A 12,874-nucleotide genomic window follows, 5' to 3' on the forward strand; every position below is an offset into this window, starting at 1 on the left:
TGGGATGAATGCTGAGATTATTGCGGTTGGAACTGAATTATTACTTGGACAAATTGCAAATACAAATGCCCAGTTTTTATCTGAAAAGTTAGCTTCAATCGGAATTAACGTGTACTACCATACTGTAGTTGGTGATAATAACAATCGATTACAAAAGGCAATTGAAGTTGCGGAAGAGCGCGCGGATATGCTCATTTTTACAGGTGGATTAGGACCGACAAAAGATGATTTGACGAAAGAAACAATAGCATCTAGCTTAAGTGAAGAGCTTGTATATGATGAAAATGCATTAGCATCGATAAGCGATTATTTTAAGCGTACAGGTCGTGAGTTCACGGAGAATAATAAAAAACAGGCACTCGTTTTGAATGGAGCAACTGTATTTGCAAATGATCACGGTATGGCACCTGGTATGGGGTTAAATAAGAACGGAAAAGTTTATATTTTGTTACCAGGACCACCGAAAGAGATGAAGCCGATGTATGTAAGTTATGTAGAGCCTTTTTTACGTAACTTTACAGTAGGAGAAAACATTTATTCTCGTGTGCTTCGCTTCTTCGGGATTGGAGAATCTCAATTAGAGGTGAAAGTTCAAGATTTAATCGATGGACAAGCGAATCCGACAATCGCCCCGCTTGCAAATGATGGAGAAGTGACACTACGCTTAACTGCCAAACATCAAAATGTTGATGAGGCGGAGAAGCTAATTCAGCATGTGGAAAATTTGATTTTAGAAAGAGTAGGAGAATTTTTCTACGGATATGACCAAGAATTTTTGCATTATAAGGCAATAGAGTTATTGAAGAAAAAAGGGTTAACTTTAGCATGTGCGGAAAGTTTAACAGGTGGTCTTTTCGGAAATCAAGTAACAGAACATGCTGGTGTTTCTTCAGTATTTAAAGGCGGTGTCATTTGTTATCATAATGATGTAAAGCAACAAATTTTAAGTGTGCCTGAAGAAGTGTTGCGTACTGATGGTGCAGTTAGTAAAGAATGTGCTCGTTATCTTGCTGAAAATGTTAAGGAATTATTAAAAGCGGATATCGGAATTAGTTTCACTGGGGTAGCAGGACCAGATGCTTCAGAACATAAAGAGCCGGGAACAGTATTTGTTGGGTTGGCGATTAAGGATGAACGGACTGTAGTCTTTCCCCTTAATTTAAGTGGAAGTCGTCAACAAATTAGGGAACGATCGGCAAAATATGGATTTTATCATTTATATAAAAAGCTAGAAGAGATATAAGTTTCTTCTAGCTTTTTTTATGGATAAATTCAGTTTTATTTGATGGAAAATAAAAAAATCGAATAAATGTTCGATTTTTGTTGGCAAATTGAATTGAAAATAGGTATAATAAGATTAGCAATTCAGTTAAGGAGGAATTTTGAATGAGTGATCGTCAAGCGGCATTAGATATGGCGTTAAAACAAATAGAGAAGCAATTCGGTAAAGGTTCAATTATGAAATTAGGAGAACAAGCGGAGCGTAGAGTTTCTACGATTTCAAGTGGTTCTTTAGCACTTGATGTGGCACTAGGGGTAGGCGGATACCCACGCGGCCGTATTATCGAAATTTACGGACCTGAAAGTTCAGGTAAAACAACAGTTTCATTACACGCAATTGCGGAAGTGCAGCGTCAAGGTGGACAAGCGGCGTTCATTGATGCGGAGCATGCGATGGATCCTGTATATGCACAAAAATTAGGTGTTAACATAGATGAATTACTATTATCACAGCCTGATACAGGGGAGCAAGGACTAGAAATCGCAGAGGCACTTGTACGAAGTGGTGCGGTTGATATTATCGTAATTGACTCTGTAGCAGCGCTTGTACCGAAAGCGGAAATCGAAGGGGACATGGGTGACTCTCACGTTGGTTTACAAGCACGTTTAATGTCACAAGCACTTCGTAAACTTTCAGGTGCAATCAACAAATCAAAAACAATCGCAATCTTTATCAACCAAATTCGTGAAAAAGTTGGGGTTATGTTCGGGAACCCAGAAACAACTCCAGGTGGTCGTGCGTTGAAATTCTATTCAACTGTCCGTCTTGAAGTACGTCGTGCTGAGCAATTAAAGCAAGGTAACGACATCGTTGGTAATAAAACGAAAGTAAAAGTAGTTAAAAATAAAGTAGCACCACCATTCCGTGTTGCTGAAGTTGATATTATGTACGGAGAAGGTATTTCAAGAGAAGGCGAAATCTTAGATATGGCTTCTGAACTTGATATCGTTCAAAAGAGCGGTGCTTGGTACTCTTATAATGAAGAACGCTTAGGACAAGGTCGTGAAAATTCGAAGCAATTCTTAAAAGAGAATACGGATTTAAGAGAAGAAATTGCTTTCTTTGTTCGTGATCATCACGGAATTGGTGAAGATTCTGGTGTTGAAGACACGGAAGATGCAACTCTTCAAGATTAAAAAATAAAAGACACGNNCGTGTCTTTTATTTTTTAATACATTATGAAAGCGTTGTATATAGCTGGAGATAAAATATTTATTCTATCCCAAAGTCTATGTGTATCAGGGAATATTTATATGTTTTAAGGGAATGAATTGAGATTTACTAAGGTTTTCCAGGATAATATGCTATCTATTTTTCAAATACAGATAACATTCAGGGCTGAAGGTAAAGAAAGTAAAAGTAGACAACGCTTGACAATGAAAATTGCGATAGATACAATGAGAATGTATATTTTTTCTTATATACGATACACTCTTCTCAAGAAGAGAAGTAATATTCGGAGTAAGACTTAAATCTTGCCGAAATAATAATATGACATTTTAATTGTGAAATGAAGAAAGTCCCTTAAAAAAGCGGGACGACGGTCTTTGCTGTACGTTGTAATTCAATGTACATGCCGACAGTCTTTTTTCATTCATAGCAAGGGGAGGTGAAATCATGACGAGTACAGTTTGGATACTCATCTCCATTTTGCTTGCAACAGTCGGTGCAGTTGTTGGCTTTTTTGTTCGAAAGTCTATTGCTGAAGCGAAGATTAATGGTGCAGCTAATGAAGCGAGACGTATTTTAGACGAAGCGAATCGTGATGCTGAAGCACTTAAGAAAGAAGCGCTTTTAGAAGCAAAGGATGAAATTCATACACTTCGTACAGAAGCTGAATTAGAAATTCGTGACCGTAGAAGCGAATTACAAAAACAAGAAAATCGTTTAATGCAAAAAGAAGAGAACCTTGATCGTAAAGACGAAACGCTCGATAAACGCGAGCAGCAGTTAGAAAAGAAAGAGGATTCTCTTGTAGCGAGACAACAACAGATTGAAGAGTTGGAAAGCAAAGTGGGAGAGATAGTTCAAAAGCAACAAACAGAATTAGAGCGCATTTCCAATTTAACACGCGAACAAGCGAAAGCAATTATTCTTGGTAAAGTAGAAAGTGAAGTTTCTCATGAAATCGCTGTTATGGTAAAAGAAAGTGAAGTTCGCGCGAAAGAAGAAGCGGATAAGAAGGCAAAAGAGATTTTATCTCTTGCAATGCAAAGATGTGCAGCTGATCATGTTGCTGAAACAACCGTTTCGGTTGTAAATCTTCCAAATGACGAAATGAAGGGACGTATTATCGGACGTGAAGGTCGTAACATTCGTACACTAGAGACGCTAACAGGTATTGACCTTATTATCGATGATACACCAGAAGCGGTAATCCTATCAGGATTCGATCCAATTCGTCGTGAAACAGCTCGTATCGCTCTTGATAAACTGGTACAGGACGGACGTATTCACCCAGCGCGTATTGAAGAGATGGTCGAAAAATCAAGACGTGAAGTGGATGAGTATATTCGCGAAGTCGGAGAGCAAACAACGTTTGAAGTGGGTGTTCACGGTTTACATCCAGATTTAATTAAAATTTTAGGTCGTTTGAAATACCGTACAAGTTATGGGCAAAACGTCTTAAAACACTCTATGGAAGTTGCATACCTAACTGGACTTATGGCAGCAGAGCTTGGCGAGGATGAAAAACTAGCAAGACGTGCAGGTCTATTACATGATATCGGAAAAGCGATTGATCATGAAGTAGAAGGTAGCCACGTTGAGATTGGTGTTGAACTCGCAACGAAATATAAAGAGCATCCTGTAGTTATAAACAGTATCGCATCTCACCATGGTGACACAGAACCAACTTCTATCATTGCAGTTCTAGTTGCTGCAGCAGATGCATTATCAGCTGCAAGACCAGGAGCTCGTAGTGAAACGCTTGAGAACTACATTCGTCGTCTTGAAAAGTTAGAAGAAATTTCAGAGTCTTATGAAGGCGTAGAAAAATCTTTCGCAATTCAAGCAGGACGTGAAGTTCGTATTCTGGTAAAACCAGATACAATCGATGACTTAGAAGCTCATCGTTTAGCTCGTGATATTCGAAAACGTATTGAAAATGAACTGGATTACCCAGGACATATTAAAGTAACTGTTATTCGTGAAACACGTGCAGTGGAATACGCAAAATAAAGTGGTGAAACACCACTTTATTTTTTTGTGTTGGAATTGGATAAAATAAAGAAAAACAAGTGAAACGAACTTATAATAAATATATTGTAAGGAAGTCGCTTGAAGCTACAGCAATAAAAAATGCAGTACATAGAAAGGGTAAGACATATGAGAATATTATTTGTTGGAGATGTAGTAGGATCTCCTGGTAGAGACATGATTCAACAGTACGTACCGGCATTAAAGAAAAAATATACACCTACAGTAACAATCATTAATGGAGAAAATGCAGCAGGTGGACGTGGTATTACAGAAAAAATATACCGAAACTTTTTAGAGTGCGGAGCACAAGCAGTTACGCTTGGAAACCATGCTTGGGATAATCGTGAAGTATTTGAATTTATTGATGACGCAAAATATCTTGCACGACCAGCTAACTTCCCAGAAGGAACTCCAGGGAAAGGTCTTATTTTTGTGAACTGTAATGGAACAGAAGTTGCGGTTATTAACTTACAAGGACGTACTTTCCTTCCTCCGATTGATTGTCCATTCCGTAAAGTGGATGAATTAATTAGCATTGCAAAAAAACGTACGAATATTATCTTTATTGATTTTCATGCTGAAACGACAAGTGAGAAACAAGCGCTAGGTTGGTATGTAGATGGACGTGCTACAGCGGTAGTAGGTACACATACGCATGTTCCTACAGCGGATAATCGTATTTTACCAAGCGGAACGGCATACATTACGGATGTTGGTATGACAGGACCGTATGATGGAATATTAGGTATGGACCGTGAAGCAGTATTGAAGAAGTTTTTAACAAACTTACCAGTACGATTTGAAGTGACAAATGGCAGAACACAATTAAGTGCAGTGCTAATTGATGTGGATCCGAATACAGGAAAAGCAAAGAAAATTGAACGTATTTTAATTAATGACGATCAACCATTTTTTGAGTAAATCCTTATGAAATTTTAGATAAGTTATTATATTTTAATTTTTTAGAAAAATTACAGAAATTTAGCAGGAATACGCGCCATTCCTCGTGAATATAAGTTAAAGTGAAATAATTGCTAATACTTTTTAAAGAAACGAGGAGGAAACGCGGAATGGAAATATTAAAAGTTAAAGCAACGTCGGTCCCTAATTCTGTAGCTGGTGCACTTGCAGGTGTTATTCGCGAACGCGGAACAGCAGAAATTCAAGCTATTGGTGCAGGTGCATTGAATCAAGCGGTAAAGGCAGTAGCAATTGCAAGAGGATTTGTAGCGCCTAGTGGTTTGGACCTGATTTGTATCCCAGCGTTTACAGATATTATGATTGATGGAGAAGAGCGTACAGCAATAAAGTTAATTGTAGAACCTCGTTAAGTTTAGACAACCTGTTTGCATACTGCAAACAGGTTGTTTTTATAGTGGAGGAATGAAAATGAAAATTTTTGATGCTCATTGTGATGTACTCTTTCAGTTATGGCGTGCACAGGGAAAAAAGAATTTTAAAGATGATTCACAATTACATATTACATTTGAACAATTAAAGAAAAGAAAAGGAAGTATACAATGCTTTGCTGTATATGTACCAGAAACAGTAGCATATGAAAAACGTTTTGAAGCAGCATTACAAATGATAGATATTTTTTATAATGAAATTCTATCGTTACCAGGTGTGAAGTTTATCCGAACAAAAGATGATATAAGTATGTTAAAACAGGATGAGATTGGAGCGCTATTAACATTAGAAGGATGCGAAGCAATTGGGAAAGAAGCGATGAAATTACGTTTGTTTTATCAGTTAGGTGTGCGTTCTTTTGGATTGACATGGAACTATGCGAATTTGTTAGCTGATGGGGCGCTAGAGACCCGTGGAGCAGGTTTAACTACTTTTGGTAGACAAGTTGTACAAGAACTTAATACGTTACAGTTATGGACCGATCTGTCCCATTTAAATGAGAGAAGCTTTTGGGATGTTATAGAAATTGCTAATAACCCTGTTGCATCTCACTCAAATTGTTATAAACTTTGTCAGCATCCACGCAATTTAAACGAGGAACAAATTAAAGCCCTTATACAGCGAAATAGCATAATCGGTGTCACTTTTGTACCTCAGTTTCTAAACAGTGAAAGACAAGCGAATATAACAGACATAGTAAAACATATCGAATATATTTGTTCGCTAGGTGGAGAGAATAATATAGGGTTTGGTTCAGATTTTGATGGGATTTTAGAAACTGTTATAAATGTATCAGCGTATAGAGATTATGAAAATGTAGTGAATGAGCTGTATAAACACTATGCCGCATCTACTATAGAACGATTTTTATATAATAATTTTGTCGAACGAATAAGTTTTTAATTTTGTTTTAATAATTCAGAAAATTTGAAATTAATTCACTTGATTTTATTGCTTTTTTTAAGACCTAATACTAGAATGAAAAACAAAATAGTTTTATACTAAAGATTCAGGGAAATCAGAAGAGGCATAATTTGCGTCCATTGTAGTTTATTTGCATAAAAAATGCTAAACTAATACTGTAAAAAAATACACTACAATGAATGCAGCCAAAAGGGGTGTAGGAGATGATTAGTCAACTTTCATGGAAAGTTGGAGGCCAACAAGGTGAAGGAATTGAAAGTACAGGGGAAATCTTCTGTATAGCATTAAACCGATTAGGATATTACCTATACGGTTACCGCCACTTCTCATCACGTATAAAAGGCGGCCATACAAATAATAAAATTCGCGTAAGTACAACAGAAGTACGTGCGATCTCAGATGATTTAGATATTTTAATTGCTTTTGACCAAGAAACAATTGATTTTAACTTCCACGAACTGCGTCCAGGCGGAATTGTAGTTGCGGATGCGAAATTTAATCCAACTATACCTGATAATGCAGATGTAAATCTATATGCGATACCGTTTACAGATATTGCTTCGGAATTAGGCACATCATTAATGAAAAATATGGTTGCTGTTGGGGCATCTAGTGCGGTATTAGGATTAGATGAAACAGCTTATTTAGAGGTAGTTGAAGAAATCTTCGGTCGTAAAGGAGAGCAAGTCGTTCAAAAGAATATGGAAGCAATTAAACGCGGCTCTCAATATATGAAAGAATTGCTAGGTGAGAAAGTAAACATGATGCAGCTTGAAAAAGCTGATGGCAAGAAACGTATGTTTATGATTGGAAACGATGCAATCGCATTTGGTGCGGTAGCTGGTGGCGCTCGTTTCATGTCTGCATATCCAATCACACCTGCATCTGAAATTATGGAATACTTAATTAAAAAATTACCGAAAGTCGGCGGAACAGTAATCCAAACTGAGGATGAAATTGCAGCTTGTACAATGGCAATTGGTGCAAACTATGCTGGTGTTCGTACTTTAACAGCATCTGCGGGTCCGGGTCTTTCTTTAATGATGGAAGCGATTGGCTTAGCAGGTATTACAGAAACACCATTAGTAATTGTTGATACACAACGTGGTGGTCCAAGTACGGGATTACCAACGAAACAAGAGCAGTCTGATCTAATGGCGATGATTTACGGTACGCATGGTGAAATTCCAAAAATCGTAATGGCGCCAAGTACAGTTGAAGAAGCTTTCTATGACATTGTAGAAGCGTTTAACTTAGCTGAAGAATATCAAGTACCTGTTATTTTCTTAACGGATTTACAGCTTTCCTTAGGGAAACAAACTGTAGAACCACTTAAATTAGATAGAGTGGAAATTCGTCGTGGTAAGCTTGATTTAGAAATAGAATTACCAGAACGTGAAAATAAAGCATACTTCAAACGTTATGAAGTAACAGAAGATGGCGTTTCACCACGTGTTTTACCTGGTATGAAAAATGGTGTTCACCATGTTACAGGTGTAGAACATGATGAAACGGGTAAACCATCTGAATCAGCAATAAACCGTAAAGATCAAATGGACAAACGTTTCCGTAAAATGGAGAACTTAAAGTTTAATACCCCTGTTTATAAAAATGTTAAGCATGAAGAAGCAGACGTATTGTTAGTTGGATTTAACTCAACTCGTGGTGCGATCGAAGAGGCAATGCAGCGTTTGGAACAAGAAGGAATGAAAGTAAACCATGCTCATATACGTTTAATTCACCCGTTCCCAACAGCTGAAATCGATCCACTTGTGAAAAATGCGAAGCGTGTTGTAGTTGTAGAAAACAATGCAACTGGTCAGCTTGCTAACATTATGAAAATGAATCTTGGTAATGGTGAGAAAATTTCTAGTCTTTTAAAATATGACGGAAACCCATTCTTACCGAAAGAGATTTACAACGAATGTAAAAAAGGGGTTGTATTAAATGGCAACATTTAAGGACTTTCGTAACAGTGTAAAACCGAACTGGTGCCCAGGTTGCGGAGACTTCTCAGTACAAGCTGCGATTCAACGTGCGGCAGCTAATGTTGGTTTAAATCCAGATGAACTAGCTGTTATTTCTGGTATCGGCTGTTCAGGTCGTATTTCAGGTTATATTAATTCATACGGTTTGCATAGTATTCATGGACGTGCTCTTCCAATCGCACAAGGTGTGAAAATGGCAAATCGTGATTTAACAGTTATCGCATCAGGTGGTGACGGTGATGGATTTGCGATTGGTATGGGACATACAATTCATTCTATTCGTCGTAACATTGACATTACGTACATCGTAATGGATAACCAAATTTATGGATTAACAAAAGGGCAAACTTCACCACGTAGTGAAGCTGGGTTTAAAACGAAAAGTACACCACAAGGCTCAATTGAACCATCACTAAATGTTATGGAAATGGCTTTAACAGCTGGTGCGACATTTGTGGCACAAAGCTTTTCAAGTGATTTAAAAGAATTAACACAAATTATTGAAGCTGGTATTAACCATAAAGGATTTTCATTAATTAATGTATTTAGTCCGTGTGTTACTTACAATAAAGTAAATACGTATGATTGGTTCAAAGAGAACTTAACGAAACTAAGTACAGTAGAGGGATACGATCCATCTAATCGCATGATGGCAATGCAAACGTTAATGGAAAATAACGGATTGGTAACAGGTTTGATTTATCAAAATACAGCACAACCGTCATACCAAGAACTTGTAAAAGGTTATAGTGAACAGCCTTTAGTGCAAGCTGATTTAAATATGGATCAGAAAATGTTTGATGAGTTAGTTGCTGAATTTATGTAATATAAGAAGATCAGGTTGCCATTTGGCAACCTTTTTTAATGAATGAAAAATATAGGTTGGTTTTATTTACTTAGAATATTCAGAATGGTAAAATAATATATAAGTCGTTGTATGAAAATGTCAAGTTCATTGCTTATGAAATGTAAAATAAGACAGAACCTATTTATTGTTAAAATTGGCGAAACGCTTCATACTATGGTAATGTGTATAGGGATAAAGCAATATGCTTTTCAATAGGACAACAAGAAATAATAAAGTGAAACTTTAATCAGTGATGGGAGTTTTACTGTCCGCAAATAGCGGGATAAAAGGGAATGTCTATTTGTGTGGGGAAGACTGCATTCTTACGGATGATTAGATCGATTACTCAAGTTTCAAAGGACAAGTTATCTCTCAAACTATCTAACATTCTTGGGGCGGGTCTAAGCGCATGGAAATGGACTGTGTATAGTTAAGGTTGAAAGGAGATTACCGATGAACGAGCAACAACGATTGGCAAGTCAACAAGCAAATTCCTCTACGAAAAAAGAAGAGAAAGATTATAGTAAATACTTTGAAAGTGTATATCAACCACCTTCTTTGAAATTGGCGAAAAAACGCGGGAAAGAAGAAGTTAAAATTGAACGGGATTTTGGCTTACCTGAAGAGTTCCGCAATTTTGGATCAGGAAGAAAGTTTTACATTCGTACATATGGCTGTCAAATGAATGAGCATGATACAGAAGTAATGGCTGGGATTTTTACAGCGCTTGGATATGAGCCTACATTTTCAACAGAAGACGCAGATGTAATTTTATTAAACACTTGCGCAATTCGTGAAAACGCTGAAAATAAAGTGTTCGGTGAACTTGGTCATTTAAAATCATTAAAACGTAGAAATCCGGACCTTTTAATTGGTGTATGTGGTTGTATGTCTCAAGAGGAATCTGTTGTAAATAAAATCATGCAAAAAAATCAGCATGTAGATATGGTATTTGGAACGCATAATATTCATAGATTACCGTACATTTTAAAAGATGCGATGTTCTCGAAGGAGACAGTAGTTGAAGTTTGGTCAAAAGAAGGAGACGTAATTGAAAACCTTCCGAAAGTACGCCGTGGTGATATTAAAGCGTGGGTAAATATTATGTATGGCTGTGATAAATTCTGTACATATTGTATTGTACCGTATACACGCGGAAAAGAGCGAAGCAGACGTCCGGAAGATATTATTCAAGAGATTCGTCATTTAGCTGCGAATGGTTATAAAGAAATTACGTTACTTGGACAAAACGTAAATGCATATGGTAAAGACTTTGAAGATTTAGAATATGGCCTTGGCGATTTAATGGACGAACTCCGTAAAGTTGATATTGCTCGTATTCGCTTTACAACAAGTCATCCACGTGACTTCGATGATCACTTAATTGAGGTACTTGGAAAAGGTGGAAACCTAGTAGAACATATTCATTTACCAGTTCAATCTGGTAGCACAGATATGCTTAAAATTATGGCGCGTAAATATTCACGTGAGCACTATTTAGAGCTTGTAAGAAAAATTAAAGAAACAATTCCAAACGCAGTATTAACAACTGATATTATCGTCGGTTTCCCAAATGAAACGGATGAGCAGTTTGAAGAAACAATCTCGCTATATCGTGAAGTAGAATTTGATACTGCATTTACATTTATTTATTCCCCGCGCGAGGGTACACCAGCTGCAAAAATGAAAGATAATGTACCGATGGAAGTGAAGAAAGAACGTCTTCAACGTTTAAATACACTAGTAAATGAATTGGCGGTTGAAAAGAATAATCGTTATAAAGGTCAAATTGTAGAAGTATTAGTTGATGGAGAAAGTAAGAATAACCCTGAAGTACTTGCAGGTTATACACGTACGAATAAACTTGTAAACTTCGTTGCCCCAAAAGCTTTAATTGGTCAGCTTGTAAAGGTAAAAGTAACGGAAGCAAAAACTTGGTCTCTTAACGGTGAATTAGTTGAAGAGCCGATTGAGGTGAAATAATAGATGAAAGCATATACGAAAGATGAAATTGTTGAACAAGCGAAAGAATTAGCAAAAATGATTTCTGAAACAGAAGAAGTTGATTTCTTTAAGCGTGCAGAGGCACAAATTCATAAAAATGAAAATGTAAAACGCGCAATTGATGAAATTAAAGCTCTGCAAAAGCAAGCAGTAAACTTGCAACATTACGGGAAATGGGAAGCTTTGAAAAAAGTAGAAGCTGAAATTGATGCCCTGCAAGATAAGTTAGACAGTATTCCAGTTGTGCAGGAATTTAAATCTTCACAAACATATGTAAATGACTTACTACAATTAGTTGCTAGTACCATTTCTAACAATGTTACAGATGAAATATTAGTTTCAACTGGCGGCGATGTACTCAAGGGTGAAACCGGCGCCGCGGTAGAAAGTAAAAAAGGAAATTGTGGCTGTTAAAGAGATGTCGTATTGACATCTCTTTTTTTTATGGATTAAACGTAAGTTCTTCTCAAAAAAAAGAATGACACATTCCGCTATTGTCACGCATATGATTAAGTGAATAGTGATTGAGGAGGGTTACGAATGTCCGAATTTAGAGAGATTATTACAAAAGCAGTGGTTGGAAAAGGACGTAAGTATACAAAGTCAACGCATACATGTGAATCGAATAATGAGCCAACAAGTATTTTAGGGTGCTGGGTGATTAACCACTCGTACGAAGCAAGAAAGAATGGAAAGCATGTAGAAATTGAAGGTTTCTATGATGTGAACACTTGGTATTCATTTGATGGCAACACAAAGACTGAAGTTGTAACAGAGCGTGTGAACTACACTGATGAAGTAAGCATTGGTTATCGTGATAAAAACTTTTCTGGTGACGATTTAGAAATTATTGCTCGTGTTATTCAGCCACCAAACTGTTTAGAAGCTCTTGTATCGCCAAATGGTAATAAAATTGTTGTAACTGTAGAACGTGAATTTGTAACAGAAGTAGTTGGGGAAACGAAAATTTGTGTAAGTGTAAATCCTGAAGGTTGCGTAGAATCAGATGAGGATTTCCAAGTTGATGATGATGAGTTTGAAGAATTAGATCCGAACTTTATTGTCGATGCAGAAGAAGAGTAATAGAAAGCTAGGGAGAAGTTCTTCCTAGCTTTTTACTTTACATAAGTGTTGCTGAATGAACATGAATCTTTATGAAATGTGCTATAATGAGGAGAGACTCCTGAAATAGGAGATGTGGGTGTCCGTGAAATGTGA

At 36.9% G+C, this 12,874-nt stretch carries 11 protein-coding genes; all 11 read left to right on the forward strand.

Features of this window, described 5'->3' with window-relative positions; genetic code table 11:
- Positions 1-4 precede the first annotated feature (4 nt).
- The 11 genes from cinA to cotE all read left to right on the forward strand — a co-directional run bounded on the left by cinA (position 5) and on the right by cotE (position 12,739).
- Positions 5-1,243: a competence/damage-inducible protein CinA gene (cinA, locus tag COI75_RS13855; RefSeq protein ID WP_098448390.1), complete on the forward strand. Its 1,239-nt coding sequence runs from the start codon at positions 5-7 to the stop codon at positions 1,241-1,243.
- Between the two features lie 143 nt (positions 1,244-1,386).
- The gene (recA, locus tag COI75_RS13860) at positions 1,387-2,418 is read left to right on the forward strand and encodes a recombinase RecA (protein WP_001283857.1); all 1,032 of its coding nucleotides are present in this window, start codon (positions 1,387-1,389) and stop codon (positions 2,416-2,418) included.
- A 481-nt stretch (positions 2,419-2,899) separates the two neighbouring features.
- Positions 2,900-4,462, forward strand: a complete 1,563-nt coding sequence (rny, locus tag COI75_RS13865) for a ribonuclease Y (RefSeq protein WP_000204909.1) — start codon at positions 2,900-2,902, stop codon at positions 4,460-4,462.
- 147 nt (positions 4,463-4,609) lie between these two features.
- Positions 4,610-5,404, forward strand: a complete 795-nt coding sequence (locus COI75_RS13870) for a TIGR00282 family metallophosphoesterase (RefSeq protein WP_001221089.1) — start codon at positions 4,610-4,612, stop codon at positions 5,402-5,404.
- Positions 5,405-5,553: 149 nt separating this feature from the next.
- Complete coding sequence (gene spoVS, locus COI75_RS13875) at positions 5,554-5,814, forward strand: stage V sporulation protein SpoVS (protein ID WP_000404341.1); 261 nt, start codon at positions 5,554-5,556, stop codon at positions 5,812-5,814.
- A gap of 58 nt (positions 5,815-5,872) precedes the next feature.
- Complete coding sequence (locus tag COI75_RS13880) at positions 5,873-6,796, forward strand: dipeptidase (protein ID WP_000688011.1); 924 nt, start codon at positions 5,873-5,875, stop codon at positions 6,794-6,796.
- A gap of 224 nt (positions 6,797-7,020) precedes the next feature.
- The gene (locus tag COI75_RS13885; protein WP_000625410.1) at positions 7,021-8,778 is read left to right on the forward strand and encodes a 2-oxoacid:acceptor oxidoreductase subunit alpha; all 1,758 of its coding nucleotides are present in this window, start codon (positions 7,021-7,023) and stop codon (positions 8,776-8,778) included.
- Positions 8,765-9,631 (forward strand): 2-oxoacid:ferredoxin oxidoreductase subunit beta, encoded by an 867-nt coding sequence (locus COI75_RS13890; protein WP_000190148.1) that lies wholly within the window; start codon positions 8,765-8,767, stop codon positions 9,629-9,631. The genes COI75_RS13885 and COI75_RS13890 overlap by 14 nt, the downstream gene beginning before the upstream one ends.
- Before the next feature lie 474 nt (positions 9,632-10,105).
- Positions 10,106-11,635 (forward strand): tRNA (N6-isopentenyl adenosine(37)-C2)-methylthiotransferase MiaB, encoded by a 1,530-nt coding sequence (gene miaB / locus COI75_RS13895; RefSeq protein WP_001005395.1) that lies wholly within the window; start codon positions 10,106-10,108, stop codon positions 11,633-11,635.
- A gap of 3 nt (positions 11,636-11,638) precedes the next feature.
- Positions 11,639-12,070 carry a RicAFT regulatory complex protein RicA family protein gene (locus COI75_RS13900; protein WP_000649447.1) on the forward strand — a complete coding sequence of 144 codons (432 nt, stop codon included), beginning with the start codon at positions 11,639-11,641 and terminating at the stop codon, positions 12,068-12,070.
- 126 nt (positions 12,071-12,196) lie between these two features.
- The gene (gene cotE / locus COI75_RS13905) at positions 12,197-12,739 is read left to right on the forward strand and encodes an outer spore coat protein CotE (protein WP_001288802.1); all 543 of its coding nucleotides are present in this window, start codon (positions 12,197-12,199) and stop codon (positions 12,737-12,739) included.
- Positions 12,740-12,874 lie beyond the last annotated feature (135 nt).

The organism is Bacillus cereus (assembly GCF_002564555.1).
Taxonomy (GTDB): Bacteria; Bacillota; Bacilli; order Bacillales; family Bacillaceae_G; genus Bacillus_A; species Bacillus_A cereus_K.

Coding starts and splice junctions, on each gene's coding strand:
- cinA (WP_098448390.1), top strand. CDS start 5: ATGAATGCTGAGATTATTGCGGTTGGAACTGAATTATTACTTGGACAA.
- recA (WP_001283857.1), top strand. CDS start 1,387: ATGAGTGATCGTCAAGCGGCATTAGATATGGCGTTAAAACAAATAGAG.
- rny (WP_000204909.1), top strand. CDS start 2,900: ATGACGAGTACAGTTTGGATACTCATCTCCATTTTGCTTGCAACAGTC.
- COI75_RS13870 (WP_001221089.1), top strand. CDS start 4,610: ATGAGAATATTATTTGTTGGAGATGTAGTAGGATCTCCTGGTAGAGAC.
- spoVS (WP_000404341.1), top strand. CDS start 5,554: ATGGAAATATTAAAAGTTAAAGCAACGTCGGTCCCTAATTCTGTAGCT.
- COI75_RS13880 (WP_000688011.1), top strand. CDS start 5,873: ATGAAAATTTTTGATGCTCATTGTGATGTACTCTTTCAGTTATGGCGT.
- COI75_RS13885 (WP_000625410.1), top strand. CDS start 7,021: ATGATTAGTCAACTTTCATGGAAAGTTGGAGGCCAACAAGGTGAAGGA.
- COI75_RS13890 (WP_000190148.1), top strand. CDS start 8,765: ATGGCAACATTTAAGGACTTTCGTAACAGTGTAAAACCGAACTGGTGC.
- miaB (WP_001005395.1), top strand. CDS start 10,106: ATGAACGAGCAACAACGATTGGCAAGTCAACAAGCAAATTCCTCTACG.
- COI75_RS13900 (WP_000649447.1), top strand. CDS start 11,639: ATGAAAGCATATACGAAAGATGAAATTGTTGAACAAGCGAAAGAATTA.
- cotE (WP_001288802.1), top strand. CDS start 12,197: ATGTCCGAATTTAGAGAGATTATTACAAAAGCAGTGGTTGGAAAAGGA.